15 protein-coding genes are annotated in these 20926 nt (G+C 74.7%); 11 read left to right on the forward strand and 4 right to left on the reverse strand.

Annotation, left to right across the window (positions count from 1 at the left end; genetic code table 11):
• Positions 1–37: 37 nt before the first annotated feature.
• From AB0D28_RS05490 to AB0D28_RS05500, 3 genes are all read left to right on the forward strand, one after another.
• Entirely contained in the window at positions 38–487 is a 450-nt protein-coding gene (locus AB0D28_RS05490) for a helix-turn-helix transcriptional regulator (RefSeq protein ID WP_357382517.1), read from the forward strand.
• Between the two features lie 126 nt (positions 488–613).
• Positions 614–1465, forward strand: a complete 852-nt coding sequence (locus tag AB0D28_RS05495) for a PspA/IM30 family protein (protein ID WP_357382519.1) — start codon at positions 614–616, stop codon at positions 1463–1465.
• Positions 1466–1482: 17 nt separating this feature from the next.
• Positions 1483–2244, forward strand: coding sequence for a hypothetical protein (locus AB0D28_RS05500; RefSeq protein WP_357382521.1), 762 nt, complete (start codon positions 1483–1485; stop codon positions 2242–2244).
• Between the two features lie 66 nt (positions 2245–2310).
• On the opposite strand, the gene AB0D28_RS05505 is transcribed toward AB0D28_RS05500, so the two are convergent.
• The gene (locus tag AB0D28_RS05505; RefSeq protein WP_357382523.1) at positions 2311–5973 is read right to left on the reverse strand and encodes a fibronectin type III domain-containing protein; all 3663 of its coding nucleotides are present in this window, start codon (positions 5971–5973) and stop codon (positions 2311–2313) included.
• 130 nt (positions 5974–6103) lie between these two features.
• Complete coding sequence (locus AB0D28_RS05510; RefSeq protein ID WP_357382525.1) at positions 6104–6925, reverse strand: DNA-formamidopyrimidine glycosylase family protein; 822 nt, start codon at positions 6923–6925, stop codon at positions 6104–6106.
• 107 nt (positions 6926–7032) lie between these two features.
• Between AB0D28_RS05510 and AB0D28_RS05515 the strand changes: the two genes are divergently transcribed.
• Positions 7033–8286 (forward strand): hypothetical protein, encoded by a 1254-nt coding sequence (locus AB0D28_RS05515; protein ID WP_357382527.1) that lies wholly within the window; start codon positions 7033–7035, stop codon positions 8284–8286.
• A 69-nt stretch (positions 8287–8355) separates the two neighbouring features.
• Here AB0D28_RS05515 and AB0D28_RS05520 read toward each other — a convergent pair whose 3' ends face one another.
• The gene (locus tag AB0D28_RS05520) at positions 8356–9162 is read right to left on the reverse strand and encodes an SAM-dependent chlorinase/fluorinase (protein WP_357382529.1); all 807 of its coding nucleotides are present in this window, start codon (positions 9160–9162) and stop codon (positions 8356–8358) included.
• 40 nt (positions 9163–9202) lie between these two features.
• A complete protein-coding gene (locus AB0D28_RS05525; RefSeq protein ID WP_357382772.1) occupies positions 9203–13870 on the reverse strand; it encodes a DEAD/DEAH box helicase in 4668 nt (1555 codons plus the stop codon).
• Between the two features lie 189 nt (positions 13871–14059).
• Here AB0D28_RS05525 and AB0D28_RS05530 point away from each other — a divergent pair, with 189 nt between their 5' ends.
• The 7 genes from AB0D28_RS05530 to mnhG all read left to right on the forward strand — a co-directional run bounded on the left by AB0D28_RS05530 (position 14060) and on the right by mnhG (position 20828).
• Positions 14060–14383, forward strand: coding sequence for a hypothetical protein (locus tag AB0D28_RS05530; protein ID WP_357382774.1), 324 nt, complete (start codon positions 14060–14062; stop codon positions 14381–14383).
• 272 nt (positions 14384–14655) lie between these two features.
• Entirely contained in the window at positions 14656–17490 is a 2835-nt protein-coding gene (locus AB0D28_RS05535; protein ID WP_357382531.1) for a Na+/H+ antiporter subunit A, read from the forward strand.
• Positions 17491–17545: 55 nt separating this feature from the next.
• A complete protein-coding gene (locus AB0D28_RS05540) occupies positions 17546–18025 on the forward strand; it encodes a Na(+)/H(+) antiporter subunit C (RefSeq protein WP_357382533.1) in 480 nt (159 codons plus the stop codon).
• Positions 18022–19527 carry a Na+/H+ antiporter subunit D gene (locus AB0D28_RS05545; RefSeq protein ID WP_357382535.1) on the forward strand — a complete coding sequence of 502 codons (1506 nt, stop codon included), beginning with the start codon at positions 18022–18024 and terminating at the stop codon, positions 19525–19527. Before AB0D28_RS05540 ends, AB0D28_RS05545 begins: the two co-directional genes overlap by 4 nt.
• The gene (locus AB0D28_RS05550; protein WP_357382537.1) at positions 19524–20174 is read left to right on the forward strand and encodes a Na+/H+ antiporter subunit E; all 651 of its coding nucleotides are present in this window, start codon (positions 19524–19526) and stop codon (positions 20172–20174) included. Before AB0D28_RS05545 ends, AB0D28_RS05550 begins: the two co-directional genes overlap by 4 nt.
• Positions 20171–20434 (forward strand): monovalent cation/H+ antiporter complex subunit F, encoded by a 264-nt coding sequence (locus AB0D28_RS05555; RefSeq protein ID WP_357382539.1) that lies wholly within the window; start codon positions 20171–20173, stop codon positions 20432–20434. Before AB0D28_RS05550 ends, AB0D28_RS05555 begins: the two co-directional genes overlap by 4 nt.
• A 58-nt stretch (positions 20435–20492) precedes the next feature.
• Positions 20493–20828 carry a monovalent cation/H(+) antiporter subunit G gene (gene mnhG, locus AB0D28_RS05560; protein WP_357382541.1) on the forward strand — a complete coding sequence of 112 codons (336 nt, stop codon included), beginning with the start codon at positions 20493–20495 and terminating at the stop codon, positions 20826–20828.
• The last annotated feature ends 98 nt before the right edge of the window (positions 20829–20926 follow it).

A 20926-nucleotide genomic window follows, 5' to 3' on the forward strand; every position in this document is an offset into this window, starting at 1 on the left:
TCGCCGGGCATGGTGGTCCCGTTCAGGGGGAGGTGCGATGGTCCTGCTACGCCGGGTGATCGGTGACGCGCTGCGGGCGCGCAGGCAAGGGCAGCACCGCACCCTCCGCGAGGTCTCCTCCGCCGCCAACGTCAGCCTCGGCTACCTCTCCGAGATCGAACGCGGCCAGAAGGAACCCTCCAGCGAGCTGCTGGCGGCGATCTGCGACGCGCTCGGCGCCCGCCTGTCCGAGCTGCTGCGCGAGGTGAGCGACACGGTCGCCCTGGCCGAGCAGATGCCCGGCGTGCTGGTGCCGGTGGCCGACGAGCGGGTCGAGCCGGCAGCGGTGGCCGGGCCCGCCGTGCGCAAGACCACCAACCGTGGGGTCCGGCAGGTCACCTCCGACGGCGCCGTGGCCGTCCAGGTCCGGCAGGACTCGCCACTCAAGGCCACGCTGCGCAGCACCCGGGTACGCCCCGCCGAGCGGGACGTGGTCTGCGCCGCCTGACCCGGCTGCCGCGCCGTGGGCAGTGCTGGCGTCCGCGTCGTACTGTTGATCAGGAGCGTACGGGTGCCGGAGTGGCGTCCGGCTGGAACGATGTAGACGCGACGCTACTGAGGGGACGAGGCGGAGATGGCTAACCCGTTCGTCAAGGGTTGGAAGTACCTGATGGCGCTCTTCGGCGCGAAGATCGACGAGCACGCGGATCCGAAGGTGCAGATCCAGCAGGCCGTCGAGGAGGCGCAGCGCCAGCACCAGGCGCTGGTCCAGCAGGCGGCGGCGGTGATCGGCAACCAGCGCCAGCTGGAGATGAAGCTGTCCCGGCAGATGACCGAGGTGGAACAGCTCCAGGGCAACGCGCGGCAGGCGCTGGTGCTGGCCGACCAGGCCCGCGGCAAGGGAGACGAGACCGAGGCGGGGCGCTACGAGCAGTCCGCCCAGATGCTCGCCACCCAGCTGGTCTCCGCCGAGCAGGCGCTGGAAGACCTCAAGACGCTGCACGACCAGGCGCTGGGCGCGGCCGCGCAGGCCCGCAAGGCGGTCGAGAACAACTCGATGATCCTCCAGCAGAAGCTGGCCGAGCGCACCAAGCTGCTCAGCCAGCTGGAGCAGGCCAAGATGCAGGAGAGCGTGGCCCGCTCGCTGGAGTCGATGTCGTCGCTCACCGCGCCCGCCAGCACCCCGTCGCTGGACGAGGTCCGCGACCGGATCGAGCGCCGCTACGCCACCGCCATGGGCCGGGCCGAGCTGGCCGGCAACTCGGTCGAGGGCCGGATGCTGGAGATCCAGAAGGCGACCCTCGACTCGTCCGGATCGGCGAGACTGGAGCAGATCCGGTCGAGCATGGCCGGCGAGCAGCTCGGTGCCCGGCACGAGACCCCGGCGGTGGGACAGCCGACCGACCCGGCCGCCACCGCCCGGCTCGACGAGATCCGGGCCAGCATGAGCCGGGATCGTGGCACCGGGGAGACCACGACCAGCTGACGGAAGGGGCGGACACCATGGCGGACGAACGGGCCCGGCACTTCCGCAGGCTGCGCAGACTGCGCAACTCGGCGCGACGGTGGAGCGTGCTGGCCGGAGGGCTCGGCGGTGCCGCCGCGGTGCTGACCCCGTACGCCGGACTGGGCCTGCCGGACGCGGCCTGGGCCGGCGCCGCGGGCAGCGCGATTGCGGTGGCCGTCTGGCGTTGGGCCGACCACCGCGCGCTGGCCGCCGTGCCAGCCCCGCCCGCACTCGACCCGGCCGAGGCCGCGGCCCGCTCCCGCGCCCGGCTGGTCGCCGCCGTCGAGCGGCTGCCCGTCGGGCCGGGCGTCCTGGCCGAGGCACGCCGGGTCCGCTCCCGCCTCGCGTTGCGCGGCACCGCCGCGGCCGAGCCGTGGGCCCGGCTGGACCGGGCCGCGCTCACCCTGGCCGGGCTGGCCGGGCGGCTGACCGGGCTGGCCGAGCCGGCGGTACGGGAGGCGGCCGAGGCGGACCGGTCCCTGCGCGAGCTGGCGAACCGGGTGGCGGGCGTGGAACGCGCGGCGAAGCTGACGCCGCAGAGCCCGCTGAACGAGGTGCACGCCTCGCTGGTGGCGCAGTTGGAGGACGGGGTGGCCGCGTACGAGCGGCTGGTGGTGGCAGCGGCCGGTTACGTGGCCGAGGACGCCCGTCCGAACACCGAGCACCCGTCCGCCGCGCGCCTGACCGAGGCCACCGACCTACTGCACGGCGTAGCCTCCGCCCTGGCCGAACTCCGCACCCCCCTCCGAGCCCCCTGACGGCGAGTCCCGCCCCGCCCCTCTGGAACCTCCCCCAACTTCATGATCGACCCTGAAGGCGCGGGGTCAGGTGGGGGTGGTTTTGGTGGTGGGGGGAGTCCAGGGGGAGGTGCCCACGACGTTCGTCGCGCGTACCCGGTAGTGGTAGGTGACCCCGCGCGCGAGGCCGGTGTTCGTGAAGCCTCGGCCGGTGACGTGGAAGGTCGCCGGTTCGCGCGTGAAGGCGGCGTCGGTGGCGCGCTGCACGATGAACCCGGCACCCGGTCCGGCCGGCGTCTGCGCCGACCAGCTCACCGTCACGGTGGCCGTGTCCGGCCCGGACGCGCTCGTGGTGACGCTCACCCCGGTCGGTGCGGCCGGCCGGGCCGGGGTGGTCACCGCGGCCACCGTCGACCAGGGGGAGGCGGCACCCAGGTACGTCGTGCGTACCCGGTAGTAGTACGTGGTGTCCGGTGCGACCGCCGGGTCCACGTGGGCCTCGCCCACGGCGATGGCAGTGGTGCCCGGGCCGCTGGTGAACGTGGGGTTGGTGGCCCGCTGCACGTCCACCCCCGTCGCGAAGGAGTGGTTGGCCCAGCGCAGCGCCACCCGCAGTGGCGCGTTCGGCGGCAGCACCGCGGTCAGCCGGGTCGGCGCGGCCAGGTGCACCGCCGCCGGTACGGCGTTCGACCAGGACGAGCAGCTCACCGCGTTCTCGGCCCGGATCCGGTAGTGGTAGGTGACGCCGGGGGTGACTGTGGCGTCGGTGTAGCGGGTGGCGGTGGCGGCCACGGTGATCTCGGTCAGCCCGGTGGTGAAGGCGCTGTCGGTGGCGCGTTGCAGCCGGTGGCTGGTGGGCACGGGCCGGCTGCCGTTGCCGGTCCAGGTCAGCGCGATGGCGGGCAGCGCGGTGGCGCCGCCGGGCGCCGGGGTGGCGCCGAGCCCGGTCGGTGCCTTGGGCGCGACGCGCAGGACCAGCGGGCGGCTCATGCCCTGGTCGCGTAGTCCGGCCGAGCGGGTCTGCCAGCGGTACTCCCAGCCGAGGTTGACCATCTGGTTGACCACCACCGCGGGGCGGCCGTCGACCGGGCTGACCGGACCGGCGTCGAGCCGTACGCCGGCCGGGCGGGCCGGGTCGAGCAGCCGTACGCTGTCGCCGATCTTGAACGGCAGGGCGGGCGGTACGGGACGCAGCGCCACCACGACGTCCTCCCGGGGGTTGACCCGGACGGTGTCCTTCCAGCCCAGCTCGCCCGGGTCCGGCGGACGGACCGTGCCGTCCCAGCCGACCCGGTTGACCACCTGCACGTCGCAGCCCTCGATGTGCACGGGATGGGTGCGCGGGGCGTCACCGACGATCCGCCAGAGCTGCGTGCCGTCACCGGGCGCACCGACCGCCACTGCCGGGTCGGTGGCGTGCAGCACCTCGGTGGCCGGGTCGGCAGGTCCCAGCGGCAGGGTGGCCGGCGCGAGCGGTCCGCTGACCGGGTGGCCGACGCCGAGCCGTCCCACCGCGCGACCGTGCCGGGGCTCGAACACCTGTCCGACCGACTTCACCGCCAGCGGCAACGTGACCGGGGCGGTCGCGCCGGCCGGGGTGAACGTGACCGAGGCGGCCCGCGCCGGGACGAGCGTCGGGCGCGGGGTGGAGGTGCCGATCGCGGTGTCGTACGCCGGTTGCGGCACGATCGGCGGCGGCTGGCTGCGCGCGTACGCCCCCGGGAGCCGGTCGGCCAGGCGGCGCGTGTCGTACGGCTGCGCCGGGGTGCCGGTGACCCGGATCTGGAGCAGTGTACGGGTGTTCGGGCCGTACCCGGGCCGGGTCGGGGGCAGGCCACCGGCGGCGGTCCGGTCCGGCGCGCCGGTGTGGTGGTCGTGGCGCGGATCGAACCGGGGCAGCGGCGCGGGGCAGTCGTTGTAGAGGATCAGCGTGCTGCCCGGCGGCACCGTGGAGAAGTCCACCACCACGTCGGCCCGCTCGCCGGGGGCGAGCAGCAGCGCGTGCCCGTCCACGTTGAGCACCGTCGGGTCCTGCCTGTCGTACCGGTAGTCCACCGGCCGGTTGGTCAGCACGACGGGGGCGGGGAGCAGGCCGCCCTCGTTGCCGATCTGGATCATCTCGGGTCCGGCGGCGGCCGGGTCGGGTACGCCGCCGTCGCGCCCGTCGGCCGGCCAGTACGCCGGCCGTCCCGGTGCGTGTACCGCCTCGACCATCGGCACCTCACCGGCGCCCGGGTCGCCGGGGCTGCCGTCCTCGCCCCACATCGGCGCGTCGGAGGCGGCCCGGTAGAGCTGGAGGTTGAGCGCCCGGTCCGCGCAGGCGTTGAGGATCCGGAACCGGTACGCCCGCGGCGCGACCTCCAGGTACGGGTAGGCCACGCCGTTGACGAGCGGGGTGTCCCCGTACGCCTCGGGGACCGCCGACGGGTGCGGCACACCGGGTGCCAGCGGCGGCTCGTCGGTGTCGGTGTCCGGGTCGTGGTGCGGGTTCGGCACCGGGGCGACCCACGGGCTGGCGCCACCGTCCGGGTCGTGGGTCCACGGCCCGTAGTCCCAGCGCCCGGTCGGGTTGGTGCCGGTGAGCCGGTACGGGTTCTGCCGGGGCTGGTAGACGTGCGGGTGCCAGAGGCTGCCCTTGGCGCCCCAGCGGTCCCGGTCCCAGGTGGGGTCCTGGGCGGCGAGCTGCGCGTCGTCCGGTACGAACGTCTTGTCCTCGATCACCAGCGGGAACTGCTCGGCGGGCAGCACGCCGTCCTCGACGAGCCGTTCCTCGGCCGGGTCGGTGAGCAGGTAGAGCGCGATCTGCCCGGAGTAGACGGTGAGCCGGGACAGGCCGAGCGTGTTGTCGTGCAGCCACATCAGCCGGCCGCTCTGCTCGTTCGGGAAGTACAGCGTGGTGGCGCCCGCACCGGGCGGCGGCATGTCCGGCACCGGCGTCACACCCACACCCACCGGGTACGGGGTGATCTCGCCGGCCGGGGTGACCCACTGCCACGGGTTGCCGGCGCTGATCCACCCGGTCTGCGCGCCGGACAGGTGCGGTACGGCCCGGTTCTGCGGGTACGGCGCGGGACCGTCGAGCGGCCCGGCGCCGGCGCCGTCGACCGTCTCGTCGACAGGCAGGAACAGCTCCCCGGCCCGGCCGGTGGGAAGCTGGTTGATGAACTTGATCCGGACCGGGCGGCCCCGCCGGGCCACGATCATCGGGCCGAGGTGCCAGGGGCGGCCGGGCGGGCTGACCGTGTTGTGCCCGGAGGTGTCGGTGCCCAGGTTGAGCTGGCGGTAGCCGCGCAGCCGGGTGGCGGGCAGGTCGCGGTGCAGACGCTGCGCGTACTCCTGGAGGCCGATCTCGTAGTAGTCGCAGCCCGGCCAGGTGATGGTGTCCGGGACGGCGACCGGCAGGCGGGCGCCGAGCCCGGCGGTGGCCGGCTGCCCTGGTAGCGGCAGCGGGTCGACGAACTTGCGGATGCCGGTGCCTGGTACCGGGCGGCCGTCCGGGTCGAGCGTGGGCAGCGGGCTGGCGGCGGTGTTCGGCACCGGGCCGAACAGGCGCGGGACGTCGGCCGGGTCCAGGCGCGCCGGCGCCGGCCCGCCGGTCGGTTCCTCGTCGTGCCCGCGAGCGGCTTCGTCGTGCCCGCGAGCGGGGGGAACGGTGGGCGCGACGGGACCGGCCGGCGCGGTCTCCTCGGCGACGACGACGGCGGCGGCGTGGTCCGGGCGTCCGGGCCGGCTGCGGCGGAACAGCACCATGGCTCTCCCCGGGGTCGGGGCGCGCCGGCCGACACCCCGGCGTGGCGGGCGTACGCGCTGCTGACGATCCGTGAGCGGTCCACCGCAGCATGCGATGTCAGAGGGGTGAGGGGGAAGTACCCAATCGTCCCTATCTCGACTGATCTTCGGCGTTTCGTGGAAGTTCCACGCCGGGCTGGCAGGACGGACACCAGTAGGTGACCCGTTCGCCCAGTTCCTCCTTGCGGATGGCGGTCCCGCAGCGGCGGCACGGCTGGGTCCGGCGGCCGTAGACGTAGCTGGTGCCGCCCCGGTGCAACACGCCTGTGGTGCTCTGCGTCCACCGGCCCCGGTTGGCCGCGAGCAGCCGCTGGGCCAGCGCGACGGTGCCGGGCAGGTCCGGCACCGCGCCGACCGGCGTCCACGGCGACACGCCGCGCAGGAACAGCACCTCGCACTTGTAGAGGTTGCCCACCCCAGCCAGGTTGCGCTGGTCGAGCAGCGCCTCGCCGATGGTGCGGTCGGGGTCGGCCGCGAGCCGGCGGACCGCCTCGTCGGCGTCCCAGTCCGGGCCGAGCAGGTCCGGGCCGAGGTGGCCGACGAGCGACTCCTCGTCGGCGGTCGGCACCAGCGCCAGCTCGTGCAGGTGGTAGCCGACGGCGACCGCGGCGGGGGAGCGGAGCACCACCCGGATCAGGTGCGCCGGCCGCGCGGTCCAGCGCTCACCCGGGGCGTACGCCCGCCAGGCGCCGTCCATCCGCAGATGCGAGTGCAGCGTCCAGGGCTCGGCGTCGGTGCCGGTCAGGCGCAGCAGCAGGTGCTTGCCCCGGCTCGCCGACTCGCGCACGGTCCAGCCGGTCAGGTCGGTGGTGGCGAGCTGTGGCACACGGAAGTCGGACCCGGTGAGCCGGGCCCCGGCCAGCGCGCGTTGCAGGACGCGCGCGGTGTTCCAGACGGTGTCGCCTTCGGGCACCCCGCCATTGTCCCCTACCGAGCGGAATTCGCATGTGTCGCTATTTGTACTGAGGTTCCACTTGATCTGCGGAAACGCCAGGATCAGGGGGTTCTGAGGAGATGCCCATGGCACATTCACGACGTCGTACCGTCGTCGCCCTGACCGCCCTGACCGCCCTGCTCACCGTGGCCGCCGGACTGCCCGGCACGCCCGCGCCGGCCGCGCCCCCGCCCACCGCCGCGCCGTCCCGCGCCGCCGGTCCCGAACGCTGGTCCGTCGACCTCGCCGTGGCCGGCGGCGACGACGTCAACGTCGCCTGGCGGTCCGGCCGCCTGCGGCTGGCCGACCCGCGGCCCACCGTCCGCACCCGCCCGGCCGCCGTCGCCGGACCGCTCGCCGAGGGCATCCTGCTCTCCGCGCCGCGCGCCCTGGAGAAACCCGCGACCCGGGTACGCGCACAGCTCGCCGCCCGCACCGGCGACGGGGGTACGGCGGTGGCCCAGGTGCGCGGCTGGCGTGCCCGTGGCTGGACCGAGTGGCGCGACGGCGCCGAGGCGGTCTTCGACCAGCCGGTCAGCCGGGTCCAGGCGCGCGTCGTGCTGACCACCCGCGACGCCGCGTCGGACGCCACAGTGACCGGTCTGACCCTGGCCGCCGACCGGGTCACCACCACAGCGGTCCAGCCGGCCGCCGCGCTCACCTACCGGGTGTACGCCACCCGGATCGGCCTGGTCGGCGGCACCACCGCCAACGGGCACACAGTGGCCACCCGGGACCACTTCGCGGCGCTGCCAACCCGGCGCGGCCTGTCCCCGCGAAACACCGGTGACTACACGGTAAAGGTCTGCACGACGAGCGGCAGCCGCTGCGAGTACGCCCCGGTCTGGGACGTCGGGCCCTGGAACACCCGGGACGACTGGTGGAACCCGGCGTCGATCCGGGAGAACTGGAAGGACCTGCCGCGCGGGTTGCCGGAGGCGCAGGCGGCGTACCAGAACGGCTACAACGGCGGGCGCGACCAGTTCGGCCGTACCGTCCGCAACCCGGCCGGGCTGGACCTGGCCGACGGCACGTTCTGGGACGGGCTGCGGCTCACCGACAACGCGTGGGTGGACGTGACGCTGCTGTGGACCGGCGGCGGGGCGCGGGCGGTGGTCGGCTCCGGGCCGCTGAACCTGCGCGCCGGGGCGAGCACCTCGTACGCGAGCCGGGGGCTGGCCGCCACGTACGCCCACGTGCCGGTGCAGTGCTACGTGACCGGGCAGCGCATCGCCGGCACGTACCGCACGACGACGAGGTGGTACCGCCTGGTCGGCGGCAACTACGTCAGCCACGCGTACCTGTCCTCGATCTACGGCGGCACAGTCCCCCGCTGCTGAGCGGCGCCCTCCCGAGGGCTTTCCTCCGCGATCTTGCAGTTTCGGCCCTGCCCCGGGGGCATTCGCCCGTTATGCCGGGGCACCAACTGCAAGATCGCGGGGGAGACGGGTGATGGTGACCAGGGCGCCTGGGGTGGCGTGGAGGGTGTCGGCGGCTCGGCCGGTGTTCACCGCTACCGCGACCTGGCCGGCCGAGTCGACGTAGACCACCAGGGCGCCGGGGTCAGCGTCGCCGAACGTGCGGCCGTGGACCGCCTCGTGGCCGTTCACCAGCACCCGGGACGGCAGGCCGTCGAGCAGCGTGCCCGGCGCGGCGAGCTGGACGTTGCCGAAGTGGTCGACGGTCAGCACCTCGGCGCTGAAGCCGCCGGGCTCCGCGCGTACCACTGGGTCCGGCAGCCGGACCAGCGTGCCCGGGTGGACTGCCGGTCCCGCCTCGGCCGGCGACGCGCCGAGCGCCAGCCGAGCGGCCACCGGCGCGAACACGTCCCGCCCGTGGAACGTGCGGGACACGACCGGGCCGAGCCAGTCCGGATTGGTCAGCTCCACCGCGTCGGTCACCCCGCCGAGCGCCTCCGCGGCCGGGATCAGCAGCCCGTTGTCCGGCCCGACCAGCAGCCCGCCGGGCGCGGCGAGCGCGATCCCGCGCCGCGTCGTGCCGACACCCGGATCGACCACCGCCACGTGCACGCCCCACGGCAGGTACGGCACTGTCTGCGCGAGCACCGCCGCGCCCCGGCGTACGTCGGCCGGTGGGATCAGGTGCGTCACGTCGATCACCCGGACGGCCGGGGCGAGCCGGGCCAGCACGCCATGGCACGCCGCCACGAACCCGTCGGAGAGCCCGTAGTCGGTGGTCAGCGAGATCGAGGCCACCGGCACACCCTACGTTCCCGCTCCCCGGAACCACCGGCGGTCAGCCGCGCAGGCGCAGGCCGCGCGGGGTGGCGCGGAAACCGGCGGCGGTCAGCGCGTCGCGCAGCGGGGACGCGTGCACGGCCTCGCCGTCGGCGCGTTCCACCGAGATCGCGCCGAGCGCACCGGAGTGCACCGCGTCGGCGAGTGCCTTGCCGGCCGCGCCGAGCGTGTCGGTGTCGTCGGTGAAGGACAGGATCGTCCGGCCGCCCCGCTCGACGTAGAGCACCAGGTCGCCGCCGACGAGCACGACGAGCGCGCCCGCCTTGCGCCCGGCCCGGTGGCCGGTGGCCGGTGCCGCGCCGTCGCCGGAGTCGACGACTCGTTCCGGCCAGGGCAGCGCCGCGCCGTACGGGTTCGCCGGGTCGGTGGCCGCGAGCACTACCGTCGGCCCGCCCCGGCCCTGGGTGTCGTCGGCGAGCGCCCGGATGCGGTCCACCGCGCCCGGCACCGCGAACTGCGCCGCGCCGAGCCCTTCGACGAAGTAGCCGCGCCGGGCCGCCCCGCGTTCCTCCATCGCGGACAGCACCGGGTAGACCCCGGCGAAACCGCCGGTGACCTGCTCGGCCACGACCGCGCCCCGGGTCACCACGCCGTGCCGTTCCAGCAGCAGGTCGGCCAGGGCGGCGGCGCGGCGGGTGGGGTCGCTGTCGCGTTCGGGCAGCCGGGACCAGCGCCCGGCCATCGTGGGCGGACCGCTCCGGCTGGGCAGCGCCACCCGGCCGGGACGGCGGTAGCGGGTGCGCGGCGCCGAGGGCCGGGAGCGGTGCGCCCCGCCCGCGCCCAGCGCGGCCCGCAGCGGTGCGAGCGTGTCGTTCGTGAGGTGACCGGCCCACACCAGATCCCACACCGCGCCGGACAGGGCGGCGTCGTCGGTGGCGCCGATGCGGTCGGACAGCGAGCGGAAGAACAGCGCCTGCCCGTCGGCGAGCGCGTCGAGCACCGACTCGTGCAGCGGGGTGAGCGTCAGTGCCTCGTCCGGCGGCGGGAGCAGCAGCGGCGCGACGTCGGCGTACGCGAGCGTCACCCACCCGTCGCCGCCGGAGATCGCGCCCGCGCCGGCCCACACCACCTCCCCGCCGGCGCACAGCTCGTCGAGCTGGGCGGGGGAGTAGTCGGCCACCCGGGCGGGCAGCACCAGGCGTTCCAGGGCGGACGCCGGCACGCTCACGCCCTGCAACTGCTCGACGGTGGCGGCGACCGCCTCGACGCCCCGGGCCGACGAGCCGACCTGCTGCCAGCGGGGCAGGAACGCGGCGAGCGCGCGCGGCGGCACCGGTTCGATCTCCCGGCGCAGGGCGGCGAGCGAGCGGCGGCGCAGCAGGCGCAGCACCTCGGCGTCGCACCACTGGGTGCCCACCGTGTCCGGGGCGAACTCGCCGGAGACCACCCGGCCGGTCGCGGCGAGCCGCCGCAGTGCCTGCTCCACCACGAACACGCCGAGCCCGAACCGGGCCGCGCAGGTGGCGGCCGCGAACGGGCCGTGCGTGCGGGCGTACCGGGCGACCAGGTCGGCGAGCGGATCGGCCACCGGTGCGAGGTATGCCTCGGCGACGCCGACGGGCAGCGCCACCCCGAGCGCGTCGCGCAGCCGGGCGGCGTCCTCGACCACCACCCACCGATCCTCCCCGGCGATACGGACGCGCAGCACCCGCCGGGCCGCCGCCAGCTCGTCGGTCCACGACTCCGGCACGCCGCGCTCGGCTAGCTCGGCGCCGCTCAGGTCGCCGACCACGCGCAGCAGCTCGACCACGTCCTCCGGGTCGCGGGGCCGCCGCTGCTCGGTGCGCCAGCGCAGTTGGCGCGCGGTCTCGGCGAGCACCTCCGGGTCGAGCAGTTCCCGCAGGTCGACCCGGCCGAGCAGCTCGCCGAGCAGGCCGGAGTCGAGCGCCAGCGCGGCGGCCCGCCGCTCGGCCAGCGGGGCGTCGCCCTCGTAGAGGAACGCGCCGACGTACCCGAACAGCAGCGACCGCGCGAACGGCGACGGGCGCTCGGACTCCACCTCGACCAGGCGTACCTTGCGGGCGGCCAGGTCGCGCATCAGCCCGGCCAGGGCGGGCTGGTCGAAGACGTCCTGAAGACACTCGCGGGCGGCCTCCAGCGTGACCGGGAAGTCGGCGTACTCGCGGGCCACGTCGAGCAGCTGCGAGGCGCGCTGGCGTTGCTGCCACAGCGGCTGCCGCCGCCGGGGGTCGCGCCGGGGCAGCAGCAGCGACCGGGCCGCGCACTCGCGGAACCGGGACGCGAACAGCGCCGACGTGCCCACCGACTCCTCGACCAGCTGGGTGATCTCGTCCGGCTCGAAGACGACCACGTCGGCGCCGGGTGGTGTGTCCGCGGTGTCCGGCAGGCGCACCACGATGCCGTCGTCGGAGGGCATGACCTGGGCGTCCACGCCGTACCGCTCGGCCAGCCGGCGGCCGATCGCCAGCGCCCACGGCCCGTTGACGCGCGCGCCGAGGACCGAGTGCACGGCGAGCCGCCAGTCGCCCAGCTCGTCGCGGAACCGCTCGACCACCACCGTCCGGTCGTCCGGCAGCGACCGGGTGGCCGCCTTCTGCTCGCGCAGGTAGTTCATCAGGTTGCCGGCGGCCCAGTCGTCGAGCCCGCCGGCCCGCAGCGCCGCCACCGCGTCGGCGTCGGACTGCCGCAGCAGCGCCCGGACCCGGGCGCCGATCGCCCGCCCCAGCTCGACCGGGCGGCCGAGTTGGTCGCCCTTCCAGAACGGCATCCGGGCCGCCTGCCCGGGTGCGGGGGAGACGAGCACCCGGTCGGGGGTGATCTCCTCGATCCGCCAGGACGACGAGCCGAGCAGGAACACGTCACCCACCCGGGACTCGTAGACCATTTCCTCGTCCAGCTCACCGACCCGCGCCGCCCGCTCCGCGCCGGCCAGGAAGACGCCGAACAGGCCCCGGTCGGGGATGGTGCCGCCGCTGGTCACGGCGAGCCGCTGCGCGCCGGGCCGGCCGGTCAGCACGTCGGTGGCGCGGTCCCAGACCAGCCGCGGGCGCAACTCGGCGAACGCGGTGGACGGGTAGCGCCCGGAGAGCATGTCGAGCACCGCGTGCAGCGCCGAGTCGGGCAGCTCCGCGAACGGCGCCGCCCGCCGGACCAGCACCGCCAGGTCGCCGAGCCGCCACGGCTCCAGCGCCACCATCGCGACGATCTGCTGGGCCAGCACGTCGAGCGGGTTGCGCGGGTAGTGCAGCTCCTCGATCGCCCCGGCACCCATCCGCTCGGCCACCACTGTGCAGGAGAGCAGGTCGCCCCGGTGCTTGGGGAAGACGACGCCGCGCGAGACCGCGCCGACCTGGTGCCCGGCCCGCCCGACCCGTTGCAGCCCGGCGGCCACACTCGGCGGCGCCTCGATCTGCACCACCAGGTCGACGGCACCCATGTCGATGCCCAGCTCCAGACTGGACGTGGCGACCACGGCGGGCAGCCGGCCGGATTTCAGCGCCTCCTCGATCTGCTTGCGCTCCTCCCGGGAGACGCTGCCGTGGTGCGCCCGGGCGATCACCGCCGGCGCACCGGCCGCCGCGCCGGCCTGCGCCATCACCTCCGCCGGCTGCCGAGGCGCCCGCACCGGCCCGGGCCCGGCACCGGGCGGCGGGCCGTCGGCGCCGGGCAGCAGATCGGATACGCGCACCGGCTCCCCGCCCCGGGCCACGCGGCTGCCCTCCGGGGCGGACGCCGCCTCGATCTCCTCGGCGGCCAGCTCGTTGAGCCGGGCGCAGAGCCGTTCGGCGCTGCGCCGGGAGTTGGTGAACACGATGGTGGACCGGTGCGCGCGGATCAGCGCGAACACCCGCTCCTCGACGGCCGGCCAGATCGAGGCACGGCGGGGGGCGAGGCCGCCCAGGTCGTCCTCCGGCGGCTCCTGCTCGTCGAGGCGGGTCATGTCCTCCACCGGGACCTGGACGCTGACCTCGATGGTCTTGTCGGCCGGCGGCTGCACCACGTCGACCGGGCGCGCGCCGCCGAGGAAGCGGGCGCACACGTCGATCGGCCGGACGGTGGCGGACAGGCCGATCCGTTGCGCGGGCCGTTCCAGCAGCGCGTCGAGCCGCTCCAGGGACAGCGCCAGGTGGGCGCCGCGCTTGGTGCCGGCCACCGCGTGCACCTCGTCCACGATCACCGTGTCGACGCCGCGCAGCGAGTCGCGGGCGGCGGAGGTGAGCAGCAGGAACAGCGACTCGGGCGTGGTGATGAGGATGTCCGGCGGGGTGCGGGCGAAGGCCCGGCGCTCGTCGGCCGGGGTGTCGCCGGTACGCATCCCGACGGTGATGTCCGGCGGGGCCAGGCCGAGCCGGGAGGCGGCCTGGCGGATGCCGGTGAGCGGGGCGCGCAGGTTGCGTTCCACGTCGACGGCGAGCGCCTTGAGCGGGCTGACGTAGAGCACCCGGCACCGGCGCCGGAGGTCGGCCGGCGGCGGCTCCTTGGCGAGCCGGTCGAGCGACCAGAGGAACGCCGCGAGCGTCTTGCCGGAGCCGGTCGGCGCGACGACAAGGGCGTTGCGTGCGGCGGCCACCGAGCGCCAGGCGCCCTCCTGGGCCGGGGTGGGCGCGGCGAACGCCGCGGTGAACCACTCCCGGGTCGCCGCGCCGAACTGTGCCAGCACCCCGTCTGACCTGCCTGACCCGCCTGACCTGCTTGACGGGGTCACCTCGTCCGCCACGCACCCATCCTGCCGCGCGGGTGTGACATCCGGCCCGCCGCCGGACCGTTGCGTCCCGCGCACAGCGGTCGAAGAATGGAATGGACGATTATTCCGTTAAGTCTTACTTAACTGCTTGCTTGTGGGCTGCAACATAAAGTAACTTCACTCGCGATGCGGCGTGGGGTGGAGGCGTGGATGACCGTCGAGGAACGAGTCCTGGGGCCGGGAACCGACGTGCTCATCCGTAAGGTCGACAGTCGCCTGGCCGTGCTGCGCGCCGGTCTGCACGGCCCCGATCTGGAGCTGGCCGAGGAACTGGCCGCACGGCTGCGCGAGATGATCCTGGCCACCGCCCGGTCCAGCGCCGCCGACCGGGCCCGGGTCCGGGCCGCTGTGCACTACTTCGTCCAGCGCCGGGAGAGCCGCGACGCCCGGCTGCCACTGCGCTCCCTGGCCGCCGCCCAGCGCGCCGTCGACCGCGCCGCCCACCAGCTGGCCACCCCCAACCCCACCCCCTGACCCCACCCCGCCGCCCTCCCGCGCCCCACCCCCGGCCCTCCCGCGCCCCACTCCGGTGATCAAGGAGTTTGCAGGCGGATCAGGCGCGCCGACGGACACAAACTCCTTGATCACCGCCGGGGGGAGGAGTGGGTGGGGAGCCTGTGGCGGGCGGTGAGGGCTGGGGATATGGGTGGGTTTTGGAGAAAACGGCCCGGTTCGGTGCCTCTGTGGCGTGTGATCGGTTGTGACACCAGCGTGTTCGCGCGCTGTCACCTCGACCGGGAGTACGCGTGCTCGTCCTGCTGATCGTGCACCTGGTGGCGGCCCTGCTCGCCCCGCTGCTGGTCCGCCGGTGGGGTCCGCGCGCCTGCCTGCTGCTCGCGCTCGCCCCGGCCGCCACAGCGGTCTGGGCGGCGGCGCACACCGGTGCGGTACGCGACGGCGGCGCGGTCGTCGAGACGTACCCCTGGATCTCGCAGCTCCAGCTCGACGTGGCGCTGCGGGTCACGACGCTGTCCTGGCTGATGCTGCTGCTCGTCGGCGGCGTCGGCGCGCTGGTGCTGGTCTACTCCGCCCGCTACTTCCCGCCCGGGTCGACCGGCCTGGCCCGGTTCGCCGCTGTCATGGTCGCCTTCGCCGGTGCGATGCTCGGCCTCGTCGTCTCCGACGACCTGCTGCTGCTCTACGTGTTCTGGGAACTGACCACCGTCTTCTCCTACCTGCTCATCGGGCACAGCACCGAACGCCGGTCCAGCCGGTGGGCCGCCGCGCAGGCGCTCACCGTGACCACGCTGGGCGGGCTGGCCATGCTCGTCGGGTTCCTGCTGCTCGGCCACCACGCCGGCGGCTACCGGTGGTCGGCGGTGGCGGCCGCGCCGCTGCCCGGCGGCGGGTACCTGACCGTCGCGGTCCTGCTCATCCTCGCCGGGGCGCTGGCGAAGTCCGCGGTGTTCCCGTTCAACGCCTGGCTGCCGGTGGCGATGGCCGCCCCGACGCCGGTGAGCGCGTACCTGCACGCGGCGGCGATGGTGAAGGCCGGAATCTTCCTCATCGGACTGCTCGGCCCGGTGCTCGCCCCGGTCGACGGGTGGCGCCCGGTCACAGTGGTCGCCGGCCTGGTCACGCTCGTCATCGGCGGGTGGGCGGCGTTGCGGCAGACCGACCTCAAGCTGCTGCTGGCGTACGGGACGGTCAGCCAGCTCGGCCTGCTCACAGTGGTGTTCGGGGCGGGCACCCCGAAGGCGGCGCTGGCCGGCGTGGCGATGCTGGCCGCACACGCCCTGTTCAAGGCGGCGCTGTTCCTGGTCGTCGGCATCCTCGACCACGAGGCCGGCACCCGTGACCTGCGGGAGCTGTCCGGGGTGGGACGGGCCGCGCCGGTGCTGGCCACAGTCGCCACGCTGGCCGCCGCCTCGATGGCCGGGGTGCCGCCGCTGCTCGGGTTCGTCGGGAAGGAGGCGGCGCTCGCCGCGTTCACCGGCGATCCACTGGTCCTGATCGTGCTGGTGGCCGGCAGCGCGCTCACCGTCGCGTACAGCATCCGGTTCCTCTGGGGCGCGTTCGTCACCCGGCCCGGCGTGCCGGACACCGAGCTGGCCCGGCCGCCCGCCGCGATGCTCGTACCCCCGGCGCTGCTCGCCGTGGCCGGGCTCGCCGCCGGTCCGGCCGCCGGGTGGCTGAGCGGCCTGTTCGAGCCGTACGCCGAGCTGTTCGGGCCGGTCGAGGAGCACCTGGCGCTCTGGCACGGACCCACGGCGGCGCTCGGCCTGTCCGCCCTGGTGCTGGCCGGCGGTGTGGTGCTGCACCTGGTCCGCGGCCCGCTGGCGCCCGCGCTGGACCGGCTGCGCTCGCCGGTGAGCGGCAACCAGGGGTACGAGTGGGTGACGCACGGCTTCGACCGGCTCGCCATCGAGGTCACCGGCGCCACCCAGCGCGGCTCCCTGCCGCAGTACCTCGGCACCGTGCTGCTCGCGCTGGTGTTCGTGCCGGGGGGAGCGATGATCGCCACCGCGCCGTGGCGGGTCGACCTGGCGGTCTGGGACAACCCGGCCCAGCTCGTGGTCTGCGTGGTGATCGCGGTCGCCGCGCTGCTCGCGGTGGGCGCGCGGCGCCGGCTCACCGCGATGCTGCTCGTCGGCGTGACCGGCTACGGCACCGCGATGATGTTCGTCCTCTACGGCGCCCCGGACGTGGCGCTGACCCAGTTCCTGGTGGAGACCGCCACGATCGCGGTGTTCGTGCTGGTGCTGCGGCGGCTGCCGGAGCGCTTCTCGGCCCGCCCGCTGCGCCGCAGCCGCTGGGTGCGGCGCGGCATCGGGGTCGCCGCCGGCGTGGTGATGGCCGGTCTGGCGCTCGTCGCGGCCGGGGCGCGGCGGGCGCCGTCGATCTCCGCGGCCTTCCCGGACCTGGCCCTCACGCAGGGGTACGGCCGCAACGTCGTGAACGTGACGCTCGTGGACATCCGCGCCTGGGACACGATGGGGGAGATCTCGGTGCTCGTGGTGACCGCCACCGGCGTGGCCAGCCTGATCTACGAGCGTTCCCGCACCGGGCCGCGCCCTCGCCGCCCGCCACCGGCCGCGCTGCGTGCCGGGGACCGGCGCACGGTGTGGCTGCGCGGCGGGCAGACGCTGCCGGAACGGCGGCGCTCGATCGTCTTCGAGGTGGTCACCCGGCTGATCTTCCACACCGTACTGATCTTCTCGTTGTTCCTGCTGTTCTCCGGGCACAACGCGCCCGGCGGCGGTTTCGCCGGCGGGCTCGTGGCCGGGCTGGCGCTGGCCCTGCGTTACCTGGCCGGCGGCCGGTACGAGCTGGCCGAGGCGGCGCCGGTCGGTGCCGGCACGGTGCTCGGCGCGGGTCTGGGCATCTCGGTCGGCAGCGGCGTCCTCGGCCTGGCGCTCACCGGCCAGGTGCTGCAGAGCGTGAAGGTCAACCTGTGGCTGCCTGTGGTCGGCGACTTCTACCTGGTCACGTCGCTGTTCTTCGACGTCGGCGTCTATCTCGTGGTGGTCGGGCTGATCCTGGACATCCTGCGCAGCCTGGGCGCCGAGGTCGACCGGCACGTGGAGGCCGCGGGCGATGCGGGGCACGGGCTGGTGGTCCAGCGGGAGGGTCCCTCGTGAGCGCGAGGAGTGAGCCGGGTTTGCGAGCCCCGCAGTCGCGAACAGAGGTGGCTCAGTGAACAGGGGTGCGGCCGGGCCGACGCTGGTGCTGGTGCTGGCCGTCGGGGTGCTCGTCGCCGCCGGCGTCATGCTGTTGCTGGAACGCAGCCTGACCCGGATCCTGCTCGGCATCATCATGCTCGGCAACGGCGTGAACCTGCTCATCCTGCTCGGCGGGCGGTCCGGCGCCGCGCCGCTCGTCGGTTCCACCTCGCGGGGCGAGATGAGCGACGCGCTGCCGCAGGCAATGGTGCTCACCGCCGTGGTGATCACGTTCGGGCTGACCGCGTTCCTGCTCGCCGTCGCCTACCGGAGCTGGTACACCAGCGGTGACGACGAGGTGCAGGACGACCTGGAGGACCGGCAGATCGTCCGGCTCGCCGAGAGCAACGAGGTGTCCACTGCGGACCACGGCGGCGAGGGCCCGGACGACGACCCGGAGCAGGTGGACCCGGAGCCGGCCCGGCGGCGGCTGCATCGGGGGGACGCCTCGTGACCGCGCTCGTTCCGCTGCCGGTGGTGGTGCCGCTGCTCGGCGCGGCGCTCACCCTCCTGCTGTCCGGCCGGCCCGGGTTGCAGCGGTGGATAAGCGTGCTGTGCCTGTCCAGCGTCCTCGTGGTGGCGGCGGTGCTGCTGGTGCGGGCGTACGGCTCCGGGCCGGTGGTGGTGCACGTGGGCGGCTGGCCGGCGCCGGTGGGCATCGTGCTGGTGGCGGACCAGCTGGCGGCGCTGATGGTGCTCGTCTCCTCGGCGGTGACGCTGTGCGTGCTGCTCTACTCGATCGGCCAGGGCCGGGGCGAGACCGGGGAGACCGCGCCGGTGAGCATCTACCACCCGACGTACCTGGTGCTGACCGCCGGTGTCACGAACGCCTTCCTCGCCGGGGACCTGTTCAACCTCTTCGTCGGCTTCGAGATCCTGCTGGCCGCGAGCTTCGTGCTGATCACGCTGGGCGGCACCGAGGCGCGGTTGCGCACCGGATCGACGTACGTGGTGGTCAGCATCCTGTCGTCGCTGCTGTTCCTGTCCGCGGTGGGACTGGTGTACGCGGCCACCGGCACGCTGAACATGGCGCAGCTCGCCGGCCGGCTGGACGCGCTGCCGTCGGGCGTACGCCTGACCCTGCAACTGACGCTGCTGCTCGCGTTCGGGATCAAGGCGGCGGTGTTCCCGCTGTCGGCGTGGCTGCCGGACAGCTATCCGACCGCGCCCGCCCCCGTGACAGCGGTCTTCGCCGGCCTGCTCACCAAGGTCGGCGTGTACGCGATCATCCGCGCCGAGACGCTGCTGTTCCCCGGCGGCCAGGTCGCCACGCTGCTGATGGTGGTGGCCGGGCTGACCATGGTGGTCGGCATCCTGGGCGCGGTGGCGCAGTCGGACCTGAAGCGGCTGCTGTCGTTCACGCTGGTCAGCCACATCGGCTACATGATCTTCGGGGTGGCGCTGAGCAGCGTCGCCGGCCTGTCCGGGGCGATCTTCTACGTGGTGCACCACATCACCATCCAGACCACGCTGTTCCTGGTCGCCGGCCTGGTCGAGGAACGTGCGGGCAGCACCGACCTGCGGCGCATCGGCGGCCTGGCACGGGTCGCCCCGACCCTCGGCGTGCTCTTCTTCGTCCCCGCTATGAACCTCGCCGGCATTCCGCCGTTCTCCGGCTTCCTCGGCAAGCTCGGACTGCTCCAGGCCGGCGTGGCGGCCGGTGGCGTGCTGCCCGCCGTGCTCGTCGCGGCCGGCACGCTCACCAGCCTGCTCACCCTCTACGCCGCCTCCCGGGTGTGGAACATCGCGTTCTGGCGGGAGCCCCGGCTGGCCACCGCCACCCCGCCGGCCCGGCTGCCCGGGCTGATGGTCGGCGCGACCACCGCACTGGTGGCGCTGGGCGTGCTGTTCACGCTGGTGGCCGGGCCGCTGTTCCAGGTCACCTCGGACGCGGCCACCGACCTGCGCGAGCGCACCCCGTACGTGCGGGCGGTCCTGCCCCGGGACGTGCCGTGACCGATGAACTGCCCCCGGGCGGGGGCCCGACCGGGGAGCCCGCCGGCGTACCCCGGGCGGCGCCCGTCCCGGACGCCCCCGCGTCGGCCGTCGGCCGGGGCGGGCGGCGGCGGGACCAGGCGGTCGCGCTCGGCTGGCTGGTCGTCGCGTGGATGCTGCTGTGGGGCGACGTGTCCTGGGGCAACCTGGTCGCCGGCCTGGTGGTCGGCGCGGCGGTGCTGCTGTTCTTCCCGCTGCCGCCGGTCACGTTCGGCGGCCGGGTACGCCCCCGCGCGCTGCTGGTGTTCGCTGCCACGTTCGTCGCGGAGCTGGTCAGCGCCAGCCTCCACGTGGCAGCGGTGGCGCTGCGCTTCGGCTACCGCCCGCGCGGCGCGATCATCGCGGTGCCGCTGCGCGTGCGCACCGACCTCAACCTGACGCTCACCGCCGAGGTGATCTCGCTGGTGCCGGGCACGCTGATCCTCGACGTCGACCGGACCCGGGGCGTGCTCTACGTGCACGTGCTCGACGTACGCGGACCCGAGGACATCACCGGCAGCCGCGAGCGCGTGCTCGCCGTCGAACGGCGCATCGTGCGTGCCATCGGATCTCCCGACGAGGTACGCCGGCTCGACCTCGAACCCGTCGAACGGAGGAACCAACAGTGACTGCCCTGCTCGCCGTCGCGCTCACGGTGCTGCTCTCGGCCACCGCGCTGCTCGCCCTGACCCGGATCTACCGAGGACCGTCCCTGCTCGACCGCGTCGTCGGCGCCGACCTGCTGCTGACGGCGATGCTCGCCGCGGTCGGGGCGGAGGCCGCTGTCAACCGGCACGCCACCACGCTGCCCGTCCTGGTGGTGCTCTCCCTGCTCGGCTTCATCGGGTCGGTGTCGCTGGTGCGCTTCGCGGTCCGGGCTGAAGCGTGAGCGCGAGGAGTGAGCCGGTTTTGCGAGCCCCGCAGTCGCGAACGAACGGCGGATCAGCGTGAGCGCGGCCACCGTCGCGGACTGGGTGGGTGGGTTCCTGCTGCTGGCCGGGGCGGCGCTCGGCCTGGTCGCCGGCATCGGGCTGGTGCGCTTCCCGGACGTGCTGGACCGGATGCACACCGCCACCAAGCCGCAGGTGCTGGGCGTCCTGCTGCTCCTGGCCGGGCTGGCGCTGCGCCTGCGTACCCCCTCGGATCTGGGCATGCTGGTCCTGGTGGCGCTCTTCCAGCTCTCCACCGCTCCGGTGGCCGCGCAGATGATCGGCCGGGCCGCGTACCGCTCCGGGCGGGTCGACCGCGCGCTGCTGGACGTCGACGAACTGGCCGGACGCTGAACCGGACGTGCGGGGGGCTTCCCGGCACCCTCAGCGAACATCCAGCGGTGCCCGATAAAATGGGCCGCATGATCGACTCTCCTGCCCCGGAGGGCAGC

Source organism: Micromonospora sp. NPDC048169, from assembly GCF_040652815.1.
GTDB lineage: Bacteria > Actinomycetota > Actinomycetes > Mycobacteriales > Micromonosporaceae > Micromonospora.

Excerpts from the sequence above, each read along its gene's own strand:
- AB0D28_RS05495 (WP_357382519.1), top strand. The coding sequence starts at position 614 with ATGGCTAACCCGTTCGTCAAGGGTTGGAAGTACCTGATGGCGCTCTTC.
- AB0D28_RS05515 (WP_357382527.1), top strand. The coding sequence starts at position 7,033 with ATGGCACATTCACGACGTCGTACCGTCGTCGCCCTGACCGCCCTGACC.
- AB0D28_RS05490 (WP_357382517.1), top strand. The coding sequence starts at position 38 with ATGGTCCTGCTACGCCGGGTGATCGGTGACGCGCTGCGGGCGCGCAGG.
- AB0D28_RS05530 (WP_357382774.1), top strand. The coding sequence starts at position 14,060 with ATGACCGTCGAGGAACGAGTCCTGGGGCCGGGAACCGACGTGCTCATC.
- AB0D28_RS05500 (WP_357382521.1), top strand. The coding sequence starts at position 1,483 with ATGGCGGACGAACGGGCCCGGCACTTCCGCAGGCTGCGCAGACTGCGC.
- AB0D28_RS05505 (WP_357382523.1), bottom strand. The coding sequence starts at position 5,973 with ATGGTGCTGTTCCGCCGCAGCCGGCCCGGACGCCCGGACCACGCCGCC.